Source organism: Methanothermobacter defluvii (assembly GCF_003385755.1).
Taxonomy (GTDB): Archaea; Methanobacteriota; Methanobacteria; order Methanobacteriales; family Methanothermobacteraceae; genus Methanothermobacter; species Methanothermobacter thermautotrophicus.
Genome location: NZ_QREL01000001.1, coordinates 915,050 through 935,417, shown reverse-complemented (window position 1 = coordinate 935,417; position 20,368 = coordinate 915,050). Strand labels below are relative to the sequence as shown.

The following is a 20,368-nucleotide window of genomic DNA, read 5'->3' as shown; positions in this document are numbered from 1 at the left end:
ATTAAATACCTTTACGGTTTCCGGTAAAGTAACACTGACCTTGTGCGTGTTAACATCCACTAAGATGTTATCTCCCGCGTGCAGGTAAACAATGATTGTTACTGAGATGATATTCTCTGCATAGACATTGGATACATGCTTTCCGGATAAGTTCTTAATACAATCGCATGGTATAAAGGAGTAGTCTGATATAAGATCAGTACTCTCTCTTCACAGGACGGATGATTAAGATGGATGTGCTTGTAATCGGATACTATGGCTGGAATAATACCGGTGATGATGCAATGCTCTACTCCCTAATTGATGGCCTCAGGGAGACATTCAGGGATGCAAGATTCAATGTAACGGCAGCATCAGAGCCATTTCTGCCCGGAGGTGTGGATGTGAAAGCCGTACCCCCAGGTATCTCACCTCAACTCCTCATGGCATTTCTGAGGTCGTCCATGGTGATACTGGGTGGAGGGACACACTTTTTTGATTATGGGAGGGTCCCTGCAAGGTTAATGAGGCTGGCCCAGATATTTCTCATGACGCTGATGGCAAGATTAACACGAAAAAGAATATATTTCATGGGAATTGGTATTGAGAGACCATCTCACTGGTGGAGCAGATTCTTAATCAGGAACACCTGCAGAATGGCCCACAGAATAATTGTAAGGGATTCAAATTCCATGAGGGTGCTCTCTGAATTGGGAGTGGATGGGCGGGCTGAACTCTCCCAGGATCTATCATTCTTCCTGGAATATGAAAAACAGGAAAGAAAGAGGGGTTTGCTTGGCGTCTCAGCCATGCCCTACTTCAGGATATACACAGGGGATGAGGGGAAGGATGAACTTCTCGTGAAGGGCTTTGCTGATGCGATACGCAGGTGGCTTGCCCTTGATGATGAAAACAGTGCTAAACTATTCATATTCAATGGGATGCCGCCGCATGATGACAGGAGTATATCGTTAAGAATAGCCGAGGAGGTGGGGAATGAGAGGGTAACCGTGGAGGACTACAACCCGGATCCACGCCATACCCTCGGCGCTGTGGCATCATGTGACGCATTCGTAGCAATGAAGTTCCATGCAGCACTCTTCGCCTATCTTAATGATCTGCCCACGATTATAGTTGAATATGCGGCTAAAAACAGGGCACTTGTGGAGGATGCTGGATTCAGTGGGAATTCACTCCTGGATCTGGATGATGTTTGCAACGGAGAACTCATTAGAAGGGTGGAGGATCTTTACAGGAACCCTGAGGGTTACATGGCAAAGAAGAAGGCGTCAGAGCTCAGGAGGAGTTTTCCTTCATTAGATGATGGTGAAGTTTGTTGATGTAATCGGAGGTGCTTCAATGAGGGTCATCAGTGTTCTCATGCAGAATTATATCGGCGGACCACAGGTCAGGGCTGTCGCGGTAGCTGAGAAACTCCTTGAGAGGGGTGTGAGGACGGTTGTATGCGCACCTTCATCGTCTGACAACCCCCTTGAGGAATACGTTAGGGGTCACGGACTGGAATTTGAGGGTTTCTTCATGCCAGGGCTCAGGGAGTTCAGGGGACTTGGGGATGTGATCAGGAATTTCATATGGGTTTTAAGTATTCCCCTCACAGTCATCCAGATGATGATGATAATAAGGAAAACCGGTGCAGAGGTGGTTCATGTAAATGGTGTTCTCAACTTCCAGGCTGCTGTGGCAGGATTTATCTGCAGAAGAAAGGTCGTGTGGCACCTTATGAGTTCCCTCTACCCGCCACTGGTTATAAGGATCATGATGCCACTTGTAAGGTTTATAGCTGATGAAATTGTTGTGATTGCCAGGGGCCTCGCCACCTACTACCTCCCAGGGGGTGACGGGTACACAATCATATATGAACCCGTCGACCTTGAAAGGTTCAGGCCCTCCCTCTACGCTGATAGACGTGATCAGATCAGAAAAACCCTGGGATTATCACCCTCGGAAACCGTCGCTGCTTGCATCGCCAATATAAACCCGGTTAAAGGTTATGAGCACCTCCTGAAGGCTGTTCCAGCTGTTTTAGAGGCTGTGAGGGATTTCAAACTACTCATAGCTGGTGATATACCTGAAAACCAGCGTGGCTATTACGGTAAACTCCGGGAAATGGTGGAGGAACTTGGAATTGAGGGCGCAGTCACCTTCCTGGGACGGAGGGAGGATATACCTGAGATACTGGCAGCCTCTGACATCTTTGTCCTCCCTTCAATTGCTGAGGGGACCCCGATATCAATACTGGAGGCCATGGCCATGGGTAAACCTGTAATCGCGACAGATGTGGGTGCAGTGGCTGAACAGGTCATGGATGGTGAGAACGGATTCCTGGTGCCTCCAGCCGATCCGGATGAACTGGCTGATAGGATAATCGAGGTCTCCCTTGACAGGGATCTCAGGGAATCCATGGGGAGGGCCTCACTGAAACTGGTGAAAAGGTTTTCACTTGAGCGCTGTGTTGATGAGCACCTCCGCATCTACAGGTCATGAAGATCAGCCTTAAAAAGATGATTTATTATCTGGAATTGTCTTCATCCTTAACAGAGCTGATATTCTGGAACCTTCTGTCTATTGAATGTTACTCATTGAATAGCCTTCGCAGTTGAACAATCTGGCACTACGCGCCTGTAAACTTTATTAACTTGCTTTCCTTATGTCTCATTAGTAATCCTCGTCCATGACGATCAATAAACATCTCAGAGTCCCAAGACTGAGAAAAATCTGTTAAAGTGGTGATATAATGAAAATTTTAAGTGTTATCATCGGAACACCTCCCGAAGATTCTTCTTTATGGTTGAGAATAAAAAAGCAGGCAGAAATTTTGTCTTCACTGGGGCATGAAGTTGAACTGCGTTTTTATGGTTTTTATAGCAGACACAAATTGTCCTTTGAACCACCCTTTAATTACTCGGTGATCAGGGTTTCTCCTCTGAATGTTCATCTTAAGCACTTTATTAATACCTCAAGAGATAGATATGATTTACTGTTCTGTAACCTGGCACCATCCGCATTTATATCCTCTCTATCCAGGCTGAAGGGTATTCCCATCATATTAGATAACCATGGAGATCTAATAAGTGAAAGGGAATTATATGAAACAGGCTTCTTGAGAAAAATTTATTATAATATCATCTCTTTCTTAACATTTAAGGCTTCCAATAGGATAGTCTGTGTCTCCAATTCAATGATGGAGGATTTAAAAGAAAGGGGGATCGAAGAAAAAAAATTGTACTATGTAACTAACGCCACGGATTTAGATCTTTTCAGACCTCTCGATGAACCAGAAAAAGATAAAATGAAAGCAGATCTTGGTTTAATGGATAAACTAACCTTTGGATACATAGGCGCTGATAGTAAATGGCAGGGTGTTGATAATCTCATTGAAACAAGTGAGGGTATTTCTGACAAAGATATTTTCTTTTTATATGCGGGATTTTCAAAAAACAGGAAAAGATCACATAATGCGTTATATCTGCCAAGGGTCCCTTTTGATGAGGTTAAATATTATTATGGTGCTTGTGATGTGCTTGTTCTCCCCAGACCATCACATAAATCTGCCGAAGTTGCTGCACCCACCAAATTCGCTGAATACGCAGCCATGGGCAAGCCCATATTGACAACAGACGTGGGGGATGCAGCGGGTCTGGTTAAAAAATATAAATGTGGAATCGTCATTGATGACAATAGTCCTGAAAACCTTTTAAATGGAATAGAAAAGTTCAGGTCCCTCCCGGAGCATGAACTCCTGAAAATGGGTAAAAACGCCAGAAAAATGGCTGAAAAAGAATTCAGCATGGAAAAAATGCGACAGGACCTGAAAAAAGTAATAGAATCCTTAGATTTTTAGTATTATTAGCACTTAAGATGGTTTTTCATCCACAGTGTATATGTTTAGAAATCCCTTTTCTTTATTTTAGGTGACTTTATAAATTTTGGTTTCTTCGACCATTTCTTGTGGAATGGTTTTCATAGCAGAATATTCTTTTCAGTGCGACTATGAAGATTTCTGTTGTTGTGCTTTGCCGAAGCATATTTTATTGCAATCTATAGGGGAGAAGATGATCGTGAACAGTCTAGTGAACTAGCGACAGGAGGCGGAGTCATCCAGGAGAGTCTATGAACTGGGCTGGGGGGGGTGAAAAAAGGAAAGTTATATATTTGCTGCTGCCTCCTTAATTTTTCTGACAGTTCTCTGTGGGAGTCATCTACCAGAGGTCATGTTTTTTGATCCCGCAGACCCTTATTGCCAGGACTATGGTTTCGGTTATTATCACGAGACATGCAACGATGTATATGTTCATGAATGCCGATACTGCAAGGAGCATTATCAGGTGCACAATTGAACCTATTATCACGCTGCCGTTGGCGTACCTCTGCTGTCCAAGAACGGCGAGGAAGGGGTAGCCCAGGAGTATCGAGGGGATTACCACCATGAGGGCCACGGCAAGTAACCTTAGGACGTTGACACTTGGCATGTACTGCGGGCCAAAGAGTATTCCTATTATGGTGGGCGCGAAGAGGATTATCCCCCCACAGAGGATGGTGTTGAGGATGAGGGAGTAGCGCAGGACCTTCCTGTGGAATGCCCTGTTACGTGTCTTGGCCATATAGGGATAGGTTACCTGCATCAGGGGGCTGTAGAGGCCCTGAGCAGCAGTGTAGAGTTTTTCAGCAGCGGAGTAGTACCCCACTGCGGTGTTACCCGCGAATAAACCGAGGAAGAATGAGTTACTGCTGGTGTAGATCGAAACAGAGACCCTTGACAGGAAGAACTGGGTGCTGTCCCTGAAGGTCTCGTAAACCGTCCTCAGGGGTGGTAGATGGAACCTTACATTGAAGCGGGTCCTTATAATCCACTGAGAAATCACACCGGCGGTCAGGGTCCCCATGGACTGGAGAAGGGGTACGTAGAGGTAATCGGACGGACGTCTTATGAATATGAATATGGCTGCAAGGAATATGAGGTTCGTGAGGACATTAAGGACGGTTATGTACTTCATCCGCTCCATGCCCTGATAGAACCAGGTAGGGAAGATCACATTCCCGATAACAAGTCCAAAGGCAAAGATATAGACCTGCCAGTTAACCGAGAAACGGGGGATGTTAAGGATGACGAGCAGGAGTATGCAGAAACTCAGGGTTGCAAGGATCCCCTTGATTAACATGACGGAACTGAATATCTCGGATACACGGTGCGGGTCCTCCCTGTTCACCGATATCTCCCTCACAGCAGAAAGGTTGAAACCGTAATCGGTGATGATGATGAAGTAGGTGTTGAATGCAATGGCAAAGTTCACAAGGCCATAGTTGTAGACACCCAGAACCCTGGTGAGGTACGGGAGGGTGATGAAGGGTATTATGTAGACAAGCACCTGGAGGGTTGAAAGTGAGAGGAAGTTCTCGGCGAGAACCCTGTACTCCTCTGACCTGATAAGTCCCATGAGATCCCGGATACTCATCGAAATAAACTCCTGATTACCTAAAATTCGGGTCTGGATATCCTGTCCTGGAATTCCCTTATGTAGAGGTTGACGTTTTCAGGTTCCTGCATGGTCTGGTATACCATTTCAAGGACCGGCAGCTCAAGACCCTCTGTCAGCTCCCTTATGGCCCTTATGGACCTGAGGCTCTCTATGGTTATGGTGGAGTCCTCGCTGAGTCTCATCTTCTTACCCAGCATGAGCCCCAGGGTGCGGTTACGGCTCTTATCGGTTGTTGATGTGAGGAGAAAGTCTCCAAATCCACAGAACCTGTCATGGAGTTCACCGTACCCCATCTCATTGAGTATCAGGTTCATCTCCCTGAAGCATAGGGTCAGGAGGGAGTGGCGGTGATTCTCGCCTGTTATCTGTCCGTCGAGTATACCCATGGCCACGGCGTAGACGTTCTTGAGTATCCCGCAGAATTCAACACCCTCAACGTTCTCTGAGTGGTCGAGGATTATGCGGGGAGACTTCAGAAGCCCTGCAATTTCCCTCGCATATCTGGTGCTGGCACCCACTGTTATCCCGGACGTCATGCCCCTTATGAGTTCGTCGGCGAAGTTGGGACCGGATATGCTGAATACTGTCCTGGACCCTGTTTCCTCCCTTATAACAGAGCTCATGGTTTTGAGGCCTGGGTGCTCTATTCCCTTTATACAGGATACTATCTTCTTATCCTCAAGGCTGCTGTTCATTGACCTTACGATGCTCCTGAGGTTCCCTGATGGCACGGCCATGAATACGTACTCGGATTCCTCCAGCACGGAACCGTCCATGAGTGTCGCCTCTATGTTATCCCTCAGTTTCACTCCAGGATGATAAGCGCTGTTTTCGTGCATCCTGTTGATGTTCTCCACAACTTCGGACCTCCGGGCCATGAGGCGGACCCTCTCAGCATTCCATGATAGGACCTGTGCTATCGCTGTTCCGAAGCTCCCTGCTCCAATGACCGTGACCATCATTTATGGTTCTCCATGAAATATTTTCTGGCTTCCACGAGGTCCTCAGGGAAGTCCACCTCTATGCAGAACCTTTCGCCTATGTTGAGTGGTCTGAAGGTTTCCCCGTTCTCTATGAGAATTTCTACTCCCCTCTCAAAGTAGTCCTGATCCTGGCATTCCCTGAGGGCATTCCTCAGCATGGGAATGGTTTCTCTGGAGACCTGATTTATTCCCACAGCCTCCCCGAGGGGGTCCGTGACATTCTTGGACAGTTCCGTTATGAATCCCTGACTGTCGAGGCTGTATTTAACCTCTTCCTCCCCCACCTTCTTGTTGTCAACGCAGATGAGGTTTTCACCCGGGTTCTCACCTATCATCTTGAGGATGGATGGGTCGAAGACCACGTCCCCGTTCATCCAGATCACATCCTCATCCATGTCCTCCAGCCCTATTAGAAGGCTTTTGGAGGTGTTTGTTTCGCTGTAGCGATGGTTGTAGACGAATTCAAGGTCGGGGTACCTCTCCTCTATGAGATGGCCCCTGTAGCCCAGTACGACCCTCACGTTTTCTGTTGACGTTATCTGTGCTATATTTTCGAGCTGTTGATCCATTATCGTTTTTCCATCTCCGAGTTCCACGAGTGCCTTGGGTATTCCATGCCCAAGTCTGCTTCCGGTTCCTGCAGCAAGAATAATAACCCTGATAAGAATCACCTTTAAATGTAGATAAGAACAATTCTAGACCAGATTTATGTTGCATACTATTTAATTGTAATTGGTAAGCGGGCCCCGGAAAAGGTTTATAGGATTGAGGATACTTCATGTAACACCATACTTCAAACCCTCATGGGAGGCAGGTGGTCCTCCCCGTTCAGTCTATGACCTGGCATCGAGGCAGGTGTCTGCTGGACATGAGGTCACGGTCTACACAACAGATGGGTTCAAGAGGCGACTTGACGTCGAGGTTAACAGGCCCCTCGCTGTTGATGGCATAAGGACCTACTATTTCAGGGACCTTTCAATGTACCTGGCAGGGAATATGAACCTCCCGGTACCACTTAAACTCCCATATGTTGCCTGGAGGGAGATCCGGGAATTTGATGTTGTTCATATCCATGAGCACAGAACCTTCCTTGCAGCCGTTGTAGCCACACTGGCATCACGTGCAGGTGTACCCTAATTGTACAGCCCCACGGCTCCGTCCCGACCATGTCGAGGGCTACCCTCAAGGAAGTATTCGATTTAATATCAGAGACATTTGGGGATATTTACCGAAAGGTCACCCATAAGGCTTCCAGACACTGAAACCGGTTGGAGCACCTATGCAGAGGTTTATATGGGTCCAGCCAATTAATGATATGCACTGATGGAAGTTGATTGAAGTTATTTGGTGCAAGGGGTATCGATCATGTCATATGATAGAAGGTTCATTTCAGTTGTTGCCATCTTCTCGGTCTTCATGGCCGTTATCCTTGTCCTTATCCAGAGCAGTATAGGGATCTATTACTGGGACATTTTCCTGTATGTTAACAATGCCATGAAAATGGCCCACCTTGGACCCGGCGACGCCCTCTACCTAGCACCATTCTTCCCTGCGGTACTGGCCTTACTTTTCAGAGTCGGGTTCACAGGTGACATTCTTCCCTGCGGTGCTGGCCTTCCTTTTCAGACTAGGATTCGGAGGTGAAATAACTGTATTTGCAGCGGCATTCTATGTTGCAGGTATCATCGGGATGTACCTCCTCCTCCAGCTGAGATTCAGTGAAATGGAGAGCCTTGCAGGGGCCCTGTCATTCGCATCCTTCAGCCTGGTCCTTTCATGGGCAGCCACAGGGGCCCTGGATGTCCCGGCCATCTCCCTCTCTATATGGGCCGTTTACCTTGCACTCATCGCAAGGAGGCGTGACAGCCGATTCTACTACCTTGCATTTCCGGTTGCAATGGCAGCATTTCTCACAAGATATACATCGGGTCTATGCTGCTCCCACTTGCAGTGATAATACTCACTGACCCATCCCTCAGGTTAAAGCTGCCAGACATAGGCAGGGGAATTGGCCTTGGGGTCCTCCTCTACATCCCATTCGGGTACTTTTTTACAGAAACATCGGAACACCCCTACCCTTCACAAAACAGGTTTCATCCACAGTCACCGGTTCAGCCACATCCATAAATCCTGGCTACAGCACAGACAGCCTCTACTACCTCAAGCACCTTCCAGAGTACATCTCAGCAATGCCTTCACAGGATTACCTCAGGGTACTGAACCCCTCACTTTCAGGACAGACACCAATCGCCTTCATAATACTGGCCCTCATATCAGCAGGTTTACTGATTATTATATGGAGGAACAGGGACCTCATATCAACCGATAACCTCAGGGGAAAGATTATATTCATTGTAATATCTGCAGCACTCATATTCACCTTTGGAAGGATATCCTTTGCACTTAGCGAGGTCCTCATATTCCTCTGGGCACTTTCAATCCTCTGGATAAGGGGAACACTGATAACATTGAGATGAACCTTGCGATGGCTGCCTGGGTCCTGGCCTACCTCTACATGCACAGCTTTCACCCTGTAAAGGCTGACAGGTACATCATAACAGTCCTGCCAGCCCTCGCCTACGCCATATCCCTTTCACTGAACAATTTATCTGCTTTGATGAGATCCAGGAGGGCATCGACGGTTCTGTCCATTGCAGTCACCCTTCTGATGGTCTCTTCGGCAATCCATTACACTGCAGGGATGCCCCAGGAATATGGGATAGTTAAGGGTGAGAGGGAGGCGGCCGCCTGGCTCATGAACCATGATCCCTCCTACAGGGACAGGGTCATAGCTGCTGACAGGGGCCCTGCCTTCACATGGTACCTTGGAGACTATGTATTCACAAGGATAATCCACCCACAGCGTAGGGAGTTAAGCCTCAAGTACTTCTATGAAGTGAACCCTGACTACTATATATTCTGGACGGGTAAAACAGAGTTGCCTGAAGGTTACAGGGTCATATATTCAAGGGATGGGGTTCCATTGCCAGGAAGATTCAGTAGATATGCCGGGATCCTTCCCCTCCGGTACAGGATTCAGTGGATGTTGAGGTGATTCTCTCTGGCGAGGGATGGATTCGCTTAACAGATTGAAACTATTTATATGGCGAGTTCAATAACTAGTTTGAGTTAAACTAGGATATACTCTGAATCGTATATTGTGGGAAGGAAATCTTTATTCATTCATATCATGAATAATGTTACCAGGAAAACCCTTATTCTTACAGGAAATCATCCAAAATAGGGAGTGATGCTAATATGGAAACTCAGAGAATACTCGTGACCGGTGGCGCCGGATTCATAGGTACAAACCTTGTCAATGAACTGAGGAACAGGGGCCATGAGGTCCTTGCGGTTGACCTCATGCACACAGAACGCGAGGACTACATGAGGGCCGATGTCAGGGAGTACAGGCAGGTTGAGAGGATCTTTGAGGAAGATAAATTCGACTACGTATACCACCTGGCCGCAGAGTACGGGAGATGGAACGGTGAGGACTACTATGAGAACCTCTGGAAGACCAACGTCATAGGTACAAAGCACATGCTGAGGATGCAGGAGAAGCTTGGCTTCAGGATGATATTCTTCTCCTCAGCAGAGGTCTACGGGGACTACAGTGGTTTGATGAGTGAGGATGTGATGGTCAAAAACCCCATAAGCGACACCTACCAGATGAATGACTACGCCATAACCAAGTGGGCCGGTGAACTCATGTGCATGAACTCTGCAGAGATGTTCGGCACAGAGACTGTCCGTGTGAGGCCGGTGAACTGTTACGGCCCCCATGAGAAGTACTCACCCTACAAGGGCTTCATACCCATATTCATCTACCATGCACTACACAGGAAGCCCTACACCGTCTATAAGGGCCATAAGAGGATAATCGACTACGTGGAGGACTCCGTGAGGACCTTCGCCAATATCGTGGATAACTTCATCCCCGGGGAGGTCTACAATGTCGGCGGGCGAACCGAGTGGGAGCATGACATCAAGGAGTACTCAGACATGGTCCTTGAGGCTGTGGGGATAGATGACTCCATAGTCACCTACAGGGAGTCAGAGCCCTTCACCACAAAGGTGAAGACCATGGACTTCTCAAAGGCCATAAGGGACCTCAAACATGACCCACAGGTACCCCCCGAGGAGGGTATCAGGCGTACAGTCGAGTGGATGAAGTGGTACTACAGGATAGAGGACTGAAAATGAGGATAGTCGCGGTCATCCCTGCCTTCAACGAGGAGGTTGCCATAGGTTCAGTTGTGCTCCTCACAGGGGAACACGTTGATGAGGTTATCGTTGTTGATGATGGGTCGGCTGACAGGACAGCCCACGTGGCTGAGATGGCAGGCGCAAGGGTTATAAGGCACCACAGGAACCTGGGAAAGGGTGCAGCCCTCAAAACAGGGTTTGAGGCTGCAGATGCAGATGTAATAGTCACCCTTGACGCTGATGCACAGCACAACCCTGCAGAGATACCTAAACTCGTGGAGCCCATACTGAGGGGGGAGGCCGACGTTGTGAACGGGAGCCGCTACCTCCATGGGAGGGACGAGAACACCCCCCGCTACCGCAGGGTGGGCCAGAAGATACTTGACAGGGCCACCAACATATCAACGGGCCTGGACATAACCGATACCCAGAGCGGCTTCAGGGCCTTCTCATCAGCCAGCATACCCCACTTCAGGTTCAGGGACCCGGGCTTCGTGGTTGAAAGCGAGATGCTTGCAGACGCCGCCGAGGCCGGCCTCAGGATAGTGGAGGTGGAGGTCGGAGTGAGGTATGATGTGGATGGGTCCACCAGGAACCCCATAAGCCACGGTGTATCGGTGCTCCTTAGGATCATAGGGGACCTTGAACTCAAGCGCCCCCTCTACTACTTCACACTCCCGGGCCTCATAATAGGGATTACAGGGGCAATCCTAAGTTTAATGTTCATAAGGGACTACATAACGGGTTTAAGTGTGAACATGGGTCCCACCATCGTGGCGGTGATGCTCACACTCTTCGGGACCTTCTTCATATTCACAGGCATCATCCTCGACTCCATGAGGAGGATGATCATCCACTATGGAAGGTGACTGCAGAATCTACTGATGGAAGGTGATTGATTATGGATGAATTCAGGGCTTATGATGGTAAATGTGTTCTTGTAACAGGTGGAGCTGGATGCGTTGGAAGCAATCTCACAGGGAACCTTGCAAAGGCAGGGGCCAATGTGATCATACTGGATAATCTCTCATCAAGCTATGAGTGGAACATCCCGGAATATGAGAACATAGAATTCGTTAAGGGCGACATACTCGACGATGAGGTCCTTAAACGGGTATTCAAGGAGAGGCCGGACTACGTCTTCCACCTCGCAGCCCACTTTGCAAACCAGAACAGTGTTGACAACCCGGAGAAGGACCTCCTGGTCAACGGGCTGGGCATACTGAAGGTCCTTGAGTATGCACAGCTTGTGGGTGTTGAGCGCTTCGTTTACTCATCATCAGGGTGCGGTGTCTACGGCCTGGACTCAAAGATACCCTTTGAGGAACACGACATCTCAATATCACTGCACACCCCCTACCAGGTCACCAAGCTCCTCGGTGAACTGTACACCAACTACTTCCACAACCTCTACGAGATGCCCATAGTCAATGCAAGGTTCTTCAACGTCTTCGGCCCGGGTGAGGTCCCAGGGAAGTACCGTAACGTCATCCCCAACTTCTTCTACTGGGCCATGAACCAGCAACCATTACCCATAACCGGGGACGGCTCAGAGACCAGGGACTGGACCTTCGTGGAGGACATAGTCAGGGGCCTCATGGCCATGGGTGTCAGAAGGGAGGCCATAGGCGAGGCCATCAACCTTGGCTCAGGGACCGAGCACCAGGTCATAGAGATGGCGGGTATCATAAACGAGCTCACAGAAAACCCTGCAGGCGTGGTCTACAGGCCGAGGAGGGACTGGGACGCCAAGACAAGGCTCCTGTCATCAATCGATAAGGCCAGAAGACTCCTGGACTACGAGCCACAGGTATCCTTCAGGGAGGGACTTGAGAGGACCCACAGGTGGTTCACAGAGAACTGGGAGCTCATAAGGAAGAGCGCAGAGTTCTAATCAAAAACCTTCTTTTTCTGATCGCATATGAGGATACTGGTTGTACAGGAATCGGACTGGATAGAAAGGAACCCCCACCAGCAGCACCACCTCTTTGACAGGTTATCTGCGAGGGGTCATGAGGTGAGGGTCATAGACTACCCCATAGACTGGAGGAAGGAGGAGGGGGGAAGCATCCTGAACCCCCGCCGGGTCTACCTGGGGGTCCAGAAGGTCCGGGAGGACGCCGGTGTGGATGTTATAAGGCCCGCCCACCTCAGGGTCCCGGTACTGGATTACCTCTCAATACCCTTCACCCATGGGAGGGAGATAAGGAGGCAGATAAGGGAGTTCAGACCAGACCTTGTGGTCGGATTTGGTCTCATAAACTCCTTCATAGCATCAATCGAAGCAGGGAGGCAGGGCATACCCTTCGTATATTACCTCATCGACGTACTCTACACCCTGATACCAGAGAGGGCCTTTCAGGGTCTGGGGAAGCTGCTCATGAGGAAGACCATCGAGAGGTCAGACCTTGTCCTCACCATCAACAGGAAGCTCGACCAGCTGGCAGCTGAACTGGGGGCCAGGAGGACGGAGGTCATAGACGCGGGCATAGACCTTGCAGAATTCGACCCGGACCTTGACGGTTCACGCATAAGGGAGAGGTACGGTGTCGGGGATGATGACATCCTCCTCTTCTTCATGGGATTCCTCTACAACTTCTCCGGTCTCAGGGAACTTGCAGCAGCAATGGCAGAGAGGCGTGGGGAATACCCGAACATCAAGCTTATGGTTGTAGGGGATGGAGACGCATACGAGGACCTTAAAGGGATAAGGGATGATAACAACCTGGACAGCCTCATACTGACAGGGAGACAGCCCTACAGTGAGATACCTGAATTTGTAGCGGCTTCTGACATCTGCATACTCCCCGCCCACATAGACGAGGAGATAATGCAGGACATAGTCCCCATAAAGCTCTACGAGTACCTTGCAATGGCAAAGCCGGTCATAGCCACAAGGCTGCCAGGCATATACATGGAGTTCGGTGAGGGCAACGGCATCCACTACATAGAGAGACCAGAGGAAACTCTTGATGTAGCAGTGGAACTTGCAGGCAGACTCAGGGAGGAGGGCCAGAAAGGGAGGCGCTTCGTGGAGTCAAATGACTGGGAAAGCATCACCGAAAGATTTGAGGAGACCCTAAGGGAACTTGTGGAGAAGGATGAATGAGCATGATCCCACGAGGGGTGGTGATTACCTCAATGACTGTACCGCTGGAGGTGTCGCGATGAGGGTGGTCACAGTGATACCTGCATTCAATGAGGAGAGGACCGTCGAATCCGTTGTGAGGGGCGCCCTTGAACATGGTGACGTGATCCTGGTGGACGATGGCAGCACAGACAGGACTGCAGCCCTTGGTGAGGAAGCAGGGGCAAGGGTCATCAGCCACCCCAAAAATCTCGGGAAGGGGGCAGCCCTCAAGACAGGTATAAGGGAGGCCCTTGGAGGAGACTACGATGTCATAGTATTCATGGACGCCGATGGCCAGCACGACCCCTCCCTGATACCAGAACTTGCATCCGCGGTTAACGGTGGCGACTTCATCATAGGGTCAAGGTTCATAAGGAATAACCATGATAGCATGCCCCTCCACAGGCAGCTATCAAACCGGATAACCACCTGGATACTCAGACTGGCCACAGGGTACCGGATAACAGATAGTCAGAGCGGCTTCAGGGCAATATCAGCCAGGTACGCCCACCTGATACTCGAAATACCCTACGACGACTATGTGTATGAATCAGAGGCAATATGTGAGACCTCAAGGCACCGGCTGAGGATAGCCGAGGTCCCCATCACCTGCACCTATGGTGATGAGAAGTCCTACATCGGGGTCGGGGACGTCCTCCAGTACATCAGGTTCATAGTTAGGCTCTTCGTCAGAAGGATATCCGGTGTCAGGGGCTGATGTGGGAGCTGCTTCCCATCACCTTCACATCTGAGAGGAGATGGACTCCATGAAAAGGTTTTACTTCTTTGCACTGAGCATCCTTCTCATCCTGGCACTCATAATATGGATGGGACCCTCAAGGATCATCAGGGCAGTCTACATGGCGGACTGGATGATCATAGCCATCGCACTTCTCATCCACATGGGGGTTCTGGCTGTTAGGGGCCTCCGCTGGGGTTTCATTATAGGCCAGCCCTGGAGGATGCGGGTCAACTTCATGGTGAAGACCATCGGCCTCTTTGCCGGTAACCTCAGCCCCATGAGGAGTGCTGGCGAGGTCATGAATGCACTAGCAGGTAAAAAACTGAACGGAATTGAACTCTCAGAGGGTCTCTCAGCTGGTTTAACCGAGAGGTTCTTTGATCTGGGGATAGGAGGGGGTCTGCTTCTCCTTGCAGCCGTGATGGTGCCGGTGATAAGGGTAATAGCCCTCTTCGGGGCGATTCTATCTGTCCTCATAACCTACCTCATCTACCTTGTTAACTGGAGGGAGGAGAAGGGTTTGAGGATCTACCAGAGGATACATAGCATCATTGAGAGACTTCCAGTATCTGAGGAAACACTTGAAAACCTCTATGAACGTTTAACCTCCGGTATAAAGGGCATGATAGGTTACACGAGATCCTACTCCAACTTCACCTCCCTTGGAGTCATATTCATCCTTTCACTCCTCTCCTGGCTCATGGAGTGCCTGAGACTCTACCTGGTATTCATGGCCTTCGGAGTGGAGACCTCCTTCTCTGCAGTTATAATAATATTCCTCCTGGCAAACCTTGTGGGCATACTATCTGCCCTTCCAGGGGGCATGGGCTCAATGGAGGTCTCAATGGCAGGACTGTTTGTAGTATTTGGTGTCCCCGGGTTCCTGGCTGGAAGCATAGCCCTGGTGGACCGTATAATATCATTCTGGATGGTCACAGCACTGGGAGCCATCTTCTCATCCTGCTATGCCGGGGAGATATTTGATGAGGTCAGGTCCTATATCCTTGATATAAGGGCGTGATGAGGGGCTTTGTGATGTATTTCTGATAGTCCTGTTTTTTTGGAGGTCATATATCCTGATGAACTGATTTTTATCTCTGGCCCCTGATGATTGACCTCACCACAGCCCTGTCCACAGAGTCCAGGGCACCTGTCAGGAGGATCCCGGCGATATACGCAACCAGGGCCAGGGGGATCCTTATGAGTATACTGAGGGGGAGCAGGAGTAAGATGATTGAAGCTGCTGCAGGGAGGAGGATCCTCCAGGCAACATGCAGGTCCCTCCATGCAGGACCAAAACCGAGATCGCGCACCGTCCTGAGGAAAAGTAGGGTCATGAGGGCCTCCGTCATTACTGTGGCAGCACTCGCACCCATAAAGTCAAAGCGTGGGATCAGGGCGAGGTTGAGGGTCACATTGAAGAGGGCTGCAACCCCCGTTATCCTGCTGACCGTGATCTGCCTGTTGGTTGACCCCAGGAGGCTGGAGCTCACACCATTTATGAACATGAAGGCGGTTGCGATTATGAGCACCCTGAGGGCGGGGACCGATTCAAGGTACTTCGCAGAGAAAATGAGCTCTATCAGGGGCCCCGCAAGTGTGAACACCGTGAAGATCAGGGGGACAGCTATGATTATGAGATACTTCAGGGACCTCATGTAGGTGAACCTCAGTGAATCTTCACTTTCAAGGTGGAACCTGGACATCACAGGAAATACAGCGGTCAGGTAGACACCGTAAAGTGATGTGATGACCGTTAGGAGCCTGTAGGGTGCATTGTAAAGACCCACCGAGACATCACCCTTCATGAGGGAGAGCATCACGGAGTCTATCCAGAAGTATATCAGAGAGAATACACTCGTTATCCCGAAGGGGAGGGCCTCCCTGATCATGTCGCGGCTGAAACTTAAACCTGGAGTGAAGAAACGACGGGTGAATGTTGTAGCGGAGTATACAAGTGAGAGGGCGGCTGCAATGAGGTAGGCCACTGCAACCTGCACAACACTCCCACCCAGCCAGACAACGGCAATGACACCTACAAGTATGAACAGGCTGTTGAGGATGTTCCATACTGTCTGGTACTCCATCCTCTGGAAACCCTGGAATATGCTGTTGAAGAATGAGCTGAAGGAGGTCAAAAGCATGTACCCTGCTATGAAAACGATGACTGCAGCGGCAGTCCCGCTGTACAGTCCTATGAGGGGGAAGAGGAGTATCAGCACAAATACGATGCATGAGAGGATGATACGGTTACCGAGACCCGCCGCCACAAGTTCCCCGGCCCCTCCAGGGTTCCTTGCAATCTCCCGGGTGATGTAGGTCCCTATACCCAGATCTGCGAGTATGCTGAATATGCCGGTCAGGGCCAGCGCAGTCGAGAGTATACCAAAACCAGCGGTTCCAAGGTACCTTGCGAGGTAGACGTTCCATACAAAGGCCGCAAGGTTTGTGAAGATTGTGGCCACCAGGAGGAATGCCGTGTTCCTTGCAAGGGTTCTTGCATGACTCATTTCAATCACTGATAGGAGGATCCTATCTTCAGTCTTTTCGGAACCACTCAACGGTCCTCACGAGTCAGGGATTTACAGTCCTTTTTCTGAACCACTCAACGGTCCTCATAAGCCCCTCCTCAAGTCCAACCTCTGGCCTGAAACCTGTTGCAGCGAGACGGGACGTGTCTGCAAGGGAGTGCCTCACGTCTCCGGGTCTCTCATCAAGGTATTCTGGTTCTGCATCTGAGTCAAGGATCCCTGAAATTATATCGAAGAGCCTGTTGACTGTAACGGAACTTCCACCGGCCACATTGTAAACCCCTGATCCACGGGACTCTGCCAGGAAGATGTTGGCCCTTACAACGTCACCGACGTATATGAAGTCACGGCTCTGCTCTCCATCCCCGTAGATCTCAGGGGACCCGCCACTGAGGAGGGCGTCGATGAACCTCGGGATGACCGCAGCGTACTGTGAATCAGGCCTCTGGCGGGGTCCGTAGACATTGAAGTACCTCAGGGAGACGGTTTCAAGCCCGTAATCCTCAAATACCTGGCAGTAGTACTCCCCCGTCACCTTGGACACTGCGTAGGGTGATAGGGGCATTGGCCTGGCGTCCTCCCTCAGGGGAATCTCCGGGTTGTTCCCATAGACAGCAGAGGTTGATGCGTTCACAACCTTCCGGACACCTGCCCTGGAGGAGGCCATCAGCACCCTGAGGGTCCCTGTGGCATTGACACGGTGACACCTGAGGGGGTCCCTCACACTCTCGGGGACACTGGCCAGGGCTGCCTGGTGGAAGACGTAGTCCTTGCCCTGAAATACCTTCTCAAGGTCCAGATCATTTATGCTCCCCTCAATTATCTCAAGGTCCTCATGGTGGGGGTCCCTGAGGTTATCCGGGCTCCCGGTTGATAGGTCATCGATTACGGTGACACGGTTTCCACTCTCAAGGAGTTCATCTGTGAGGTGTGAACCTATAAATCCAAGTCCTCCTGTTACAGCTACATCCATATCTCTCATATTATCCCTGTCCGGCTGATGAAGTTTGATCGGTCAGTATTTGATCAGTCTTATCCGTTGATTTGAGCGGTTTTTCACAGTTTTATCTGTTGAGCGGTTTTTCATGCCTACAGATCACCATCTGAAGCATTAACTATGTGACGTTTATGAAGAGACGGAGGGACCTGTAGGGCTTTTCTGTGTCAGGTAACCTGTAGAGAAGGAATTCGAGTTTCTGGTTCTTTCCAGCCTCTGTTACTGTGAAATTCACCCTCTTTTCCCACCTCTCACCATTACCCAGTTTTAGGGTTTCATTCCTTAAAACATCTCCGCCTATTCTCACCACCATCCGGTAGGTTTCGTTACGGTACTCCCTGTTCACCACTCCTACCATTACCTCAACGCGCTCGCCGGCAGTAACATTCTCAGGGTAACCGTAGGCCTTACCACCAGGCCCCAGGATGTAGAACTCGGTGAACCTCTCAGAGGGCACCGGGTTAAGGGTCAGGTAGACCGTGACTGCAACGAGGGCCACGAGTACAGCCGAGAGTATGAGGGATACCTTACCATCCCTTGAGAGACTGCGGGGTGATGGGATACGCCTCACATCAACTGAGTATGCAAGTCCCCCCGCCCTGTAACGCCTTATAAAGGCTGCGGGTGTCATTATCAGGCTTATTGCAGATATGCTCCTTGCAAGAAGCGGCTTGAAGGTAACATGACCACCCATAAGGAGCGCTATCACCGATGATATGATTATGCTTACTGAGAACCCCAGGAAGAGCCTCTCGGGGACGCTTAACTGGTCTCTGAGGGGTGCCACGGCAGCTGTTAGAATGTATCCAGGTATCAGGAGCACCTGAAGGTAGAAGAGGGCTTCCACAACGCCCCGGGGAGATGAATTGATTGCAGCGATGGTAAAGATGCTCAGGAACACCATAACCAGAAGGTCACTGAAACCTGCCAGGTTCCTTCTGGCTTCCTTTTCTATCCAGAACTCATCCCCGGGGAATGCCCTTCTGAGCTCCCCCTCCAGATCCCTCTCTTTACCCATCCTCAGGGCCTTCTTCTTTATCCCTGAAGGGTCAACTGCCCTGAGATCCCTTTCAGGTATCTCCGGGACATGCAGTATTACATCATCCTCGACGAGTCCGTACCTTTCGAGGATGTCCCTCTCTGACATCTGCAGTGACTCTATCTCCCCTATCCTCTGCCTGGTCCTCCTTATGTAGGCCACAAGGGCTGATAGTATACCTGCTGCACCAAGGACCACCACCCCGTATCTGCTTCCTGTGGTTCCAGCTACCAGCGTGAGTAGAAGGGCGAATGGTATGGTTAATGCGGCCCTTCTGAGCCTTCCATAGCCCTGGAGTCTCAGTAGAAGGGCGGCTGCAAGGCCATAGGACGAGGAGGCTATAAGTATAATGATGAGCACAAACCTGACCGGGTTCAGGTGGATGAATGCTATGAGGAGAGGTGTGACACCAGAAAGGACAGCTGAAATCAGGATGTCCCTTAATGGTGCATGTTCTCTCCCACGGGTTTCCTTTAAACTGTTTTTCCTTTCAGAAGAGTCATCCCCGCTTTCCACTGGTTGGTCTCTTTTTGCGAGTTCTCTGGCGGTTTTTATCTGGGTGCTTTCCACCTCAACATCCTTTCTGGAGCGTTTCAGGAGCAGGATGATTGGTATGAGTATGGCGGGGAGGGCGTAGAGGGCCCTTACATTTCTCAGGTATGTATAGTTCAGAATGAATGCGTTGAGGGTCAGTATTAGAAGCCCCGGTATGGGGGTGATCAGGGTATCCCTAAGACAGGTAAGTCTGAGGAAGCTGTAACCTGTTACCAGCACACACAGGATGAGCCCTGCCACCCTGAGGTGAAACTGGGGCGCTGCTATCAGAAGAGCTGAGATTATACCTGTTATGAGGAGTAGGATTTTCGCTTTGAACTTCACATGAGATTCTCCTGTCACTGCAATTGATTAAGTAGATTATTATCAATTCTGGACTGATAAATATTTACCATCAGTGCCCGTGGAACATAATAAAATTAGAATAGATAAGGTTTCGATATATCCGGTCTGGACAGTTCTGGCATGGAATTCAGACAGAATCAGGTACCCGGTGACCTTATGGCTATATGGTAGACCCTCACCCTGTATTCGCCGGGTTCTGTGAATGGTGGCACCGTGAGACTGAGATCAACAGGCACCACAGCATCAATCTCCCGTTTCGCTGCCCAGTTCTTTCTTACCGGTGTGTAGGTTGTTGTTAGTGGTGTTTCGGGGAGTCCGATGCCGTAGTTGGCGTATTTGAGGTTCTGTATGGGTATGGTT

General features: G+C 49.9%; 20 protein-coding genes and 1 pseudogene. 14 read left to right on the top strand and 7 right to left on the bottom strand.

The features are described 5' to 3' along the window. Nucleotides 1–230 precede the first annotated feature (230 nt). From C7452_RS04940 to C7452_RS04930, 3 genes are all read left to right on the top strand, one after another. Nucleotides 231–1,319, top strand: coding sequence for a polysaccharide pyruvyl transferase family protein (locus C7452_RS04940; protein ID WP_170130294.1), 1,089 nt, complete (start codon nt 231–233; stop codon nt 1,317–1,319). After that, nucleotides 1,300–2,484, top strand: coding sequence for a glycosyltransferase family 4 protein (locus C7452_RS04935; protein WP_115892402.1), 1,185 nt, complete (start codon nt 1,300–1,302; stop codon nt 2,482–2,484). Before C7452_RS04940 ends, C7452_RS04935 begins: the two co-directional genes overlap by 20 nt. A gap of 250 nt (nt 2,485–2,734) precedes the next feature. After that, entirely contained in the window at nt 2,735–3,841 is a 1,107-nt protein-coding gene (locus C7452_RS04930; RefSeq protein WP_115892401.1) for a glycosyltransferase family 4 protein, read from the top strand. A 358-nt stretch (nt 3,842–4,199) separates the two neighbouring features. On the opposite strand, the gene C7452_RS04925 is transcribed toward C7452_RS04930, so the two are convergent. Genes C7452_RS04925 through C7452_RS04915 form a run of 3 tightly spaced genes read right to left on the bottom strand, consistent with a single transcriptional unit; the run spans nt 4,200 to nt 7,131 of the window. Further along, the gene (locus C7452_RS04925) at nt 4,200–5,453 is read right to left on the bottom strand and encodes an oligosaccharide flippase family protein (protein WP_115892400.1); all 1,254 of its coding nucleotides are present in this window, start codon (nt 5,451–5,453) and stop codon (nt 4,200–4,202) included. Nucleotides 5,454–5,473: 20 nt separating this feature from the next. Beyond that, nucleotides 5,474–6,439, bottom strand: coding sequence for an NAD(P)H-dependent glycerol-3-phosphate dehydrogenase (locus C7452_RS04920; protein WP_115892399.1), 966 nt, complete (start codon nt 6,437–6,439; stop codon nt 5,474–5,476). Continuing rightward, nucleotides 6,436–7,131, bottom strand: coding sequence for a phosphocholine cytidylyltransferase family protein (locus tag C7452_RS04915; protein ID WP_211305654.1), 696 nt, complete (start codon nt 7,129–7,131; stop codon nt 6,436–6,438). The genes C7452_RS04920 and C7452_RS04915 overlap by 4 nt, the downstream gene beginning before the upstream one ends. Before the next feature lie 94 nt (nt 7,132–7,225). Here C7452_RS04915 and C7452_RS04910 point away from each other — a divergent pair, with 94 nt between their 5' ends. The 11 genes from C7452_RS04910 to C7452_RS04860 all read left to right on the top strand — a co-directional run bounded on the left by C7452_RS04910 (nt 7,226) and on the right by C7452_RS04860 (nt 15,562). Continuing rightward, nucleotides 7,226–7,597 carry a glycosyltransferase gene (locus C7452_RS04910; RefSeq protein WP_170130293.1) on the top strand — a complete coding sequence of 124 codons (372 nt, stop codon included), beginning with the start codon at nt 7,226–7,228 and terminating at the stop codon, nt 7,595–7,597. A 228-nt stretch (nt 7,598–7,825) separates the two neighbouring features. Then, nucleotides 7,826–8,104: a hypothetical protein gene (locus C7452_RS09045; RefSeq protein ID WP_048175244.1), complete on the top strand. Its 279-nt coding sequence runs from the start codon at nt 7,826–7,828 to the stop codon at nt 8,102–8,104. Continuing rightward, entirely contained in the window at nt 8,067–8,414 is a 348-nt protein-coding gene (locus C7452_RS04905) for a glycosyltransferase family 39 protein (RefSeq protein WP_048175245.1), read from the top strand. The genes C7452_RS09045 and C7452_RS04905 overlap by 38 nt, the downstream gene beginning before the upstream one ends. Nucleotides 8,415–8,649: 235 nt before the next feature. Next, entirely contained in the window at nt 8,650–8,937 is a 288-nt protein-coding gene (locus tag C7452_RS04895; protein ID WP_048175247.1) for a hypothetical protein, read from the top strand. After that, nucleotides 8,934–9,515: a hypothetical protein gene (locus C7452_RS04890; RefSeq protein WP_048175248.1), complete on the top strand. Its 582-nt coding sequence runs from the start codon at nt 8,934–8,936 to the stop codon at nt 9,513–9,515. The genes C7452_RS04895 and C7452_RS04890 overlap by 4 nt, the downstream gene beginning before the upstream one ends. A 203-nt stretch (nt 9,516–9,718) precedes the next feature. Further along, nucleotides 9,719–10,660, top strand: a complete 942-nt coding sequence (locus tag C7452_RS04885) for an NAD-dependent epimerase/dehydratase family protein (RefSeq protein ID WP_048060800.1) — start codon at nt 9,719–9,721, stop codon at nt 10,658–10,660. Nucleotides 10,661–10,662: 2 nt separating this feature from the next. Next, nucleotides 10,663–11,538, top strand: coding sequence for a glycosyltransferase family 2 protein (locus tag C7452_RS04880; protein ID WP_010876013.1), 876 nt, complete (start codon nt 10,663–10,665; stop codon nt 11,536–11,538). A 32-nt stretch (nt 11,539–11,570) separates the two neighbouring features. After that, nucleotides 11,571–12,563 carry an NAD-dependent epimerase/dehydratase family protein gene (locus tag C7452_RS04875; protein WP_048060801.1) on the top strand — a complete coding sequence of 331 codons (993 nt, stop codon included), beginning with the start codon at nt 11,571–11,573 and terminating at the stop codon, nt 12,561–12,563. 27 nt (nt 12,564–12,590) lie between these two features. Beyond that, the gene (locus C7452_RS04870; RefSeq protein WP_010876015.1) at nt 12,591–13,778 is read left to right on the top strand and encodes a glycosyltransferase; all 1,188 of its coding nucleotides are present in this window, start codon (nt 12,591–12,593) and stop codon (nt 13,776–13,778) included. Then, nucleotides 13,771–14,517: a glycosyltransferase family 2 protein gene (locus C7452_RS04865; protein ID WP_010876016.1), complete on the top strand. Its 747-nt coding sequence runs from the start codon at nt 13,771–13,773 to the stop codon at nt 14,515–14,517. The genes C7452_RS04870 and C7452_RS04865 overlap by 8 nt, the downstream gene beginning before the upstream one ends. A gap of 49 nt (nt 14,518–14,566) precedes the next feature. Further along, on the top strand, nt 14,567–15,562 hold the full coding sequence (locus C7452_RS04860; RefSeq protein ID WP_238374224.1) for a UPF0104 family protein: 996 nt from the start codon (nt 14,567–14,569) through the stop codon (nt 15,560–15,562). A 70-nt stretch (nt 15,563–15,632) separates the two neighbouring features. Here C7452_RS04860 and C7452_RS04855 read toward each other — a convergent pair whose 3' ends face one another. The 4 genes and pseudogenes from C7452_RS04855 to C7452_RS04840 form a co-directional block, all read right to left on the bottom strand. Next, the gene (locus tag C7452_RS04855; RefSeq protein ID WP_245942844.1) at nt 15,633–17,051 is read right to left on the bottom strand and encodes a flippase; all 1,419 of its coding nucleotides are present in this window, start codon (nt 17,049–17,051) and stop codon (nt 15,633–15,635) included. Between the two features lie 64 nt (nt 17,052–17,115). Beyond that, on the bottom strand, nt 17,116–18,054 hold the full coding sequence (locus C7452_RS04850; protein WP_115892397.1) for an SDR family oxidoreductase: 939 nt from the start codon (nt 18,052–18,054) through the stop codon (nt 17,116–17,118). 133 nt (nt 18,055–18,187) lie between these two features. Continuing rightward, nucleotides 18,188–19,987 (bottom strand): DUF1616 domain-containing protein, encoded by a 1,800-nt coding sequence (locus tag C7452_RS04845; protein ID WP_245942843.1) that lies wholly within the window; start codon nt 19,985–19,987, stop codon nt 18,188–18,190. 158 nt (nt 19,988–20,145) lie between these two features. Further along, nucleotides 20,146–20,368, bottom strand: a pseudogene (locus tag C7452_RS04840) (hypothetical protein); the annotation flags it as partial.